We start from the raw sequence: 449 nt of genomic DNA on the forward strand, positions 1-449 counted from the left end.
GTTTGAGTAGGTCGGCGACGTGAGCTGCTTGGACCATGGCCAGGTCGGAGTCGCGGGTGCCGATGACGAGTCGGGGCGGGATGTCGGTCACGGATGGATCCTGGGGTCGGGGAAGGGGGCGGTGAGGAGGGTGACGATGGTGGTGATGGCGAGGCCGACCGCGATCACGCCTAGGCAGCCCAGCAGGTCGCGAAGCGTGCTCCACAGCGGGTCGGTGGCCCACTTGCTGGGCCGCCGCGCAGTCGGGCGCGCGGTGTCTGTGGGGCGGTCGGTGTCAGTCGGGGGTGCTGGGGGCATGCGATTCGCCGTTGGCCGAGGGAGACGGCAGGACCAGCGGTGCGGTGGTGCCGTACTGCTGGGCCTGCATCAGGTACATGCGCCGGTACTGGGAATCGCGCCGGGCCATGAGTTCCTGGTGGGAGCCGCTCTCCACGAGGTGGCCCTGGTCC

The 449-nt window shown here is 69.9% G+C and carries 1 protein-coding gene; it reads right to left on the minus strand.

All coding sequences use genetic code 11. The features are described 5' to 3' along the window. Positions 1-87 precede the first annotated feature (87 nt). Positions 88-297, minus strand: a complete 210-nt coding sequence (locus ACLZOT_RS49970; RefSeq protein WP_416975981.1) for a hypothetical protein — start codon at positions 295-297, stop codon at positions 88-90. Positions 298-449 lie beyond the last annotated feature (152 nt).

The organism is Streptomyces sp. 4F14 (genome assembly GCF_048159485.1).
In the GTDB taxonomy this organism is placed as follows: Bacteria; Actinomycetota; Actinomycetes; order Streptomycetales; family Streptomycetaceae; genus Streptomyces.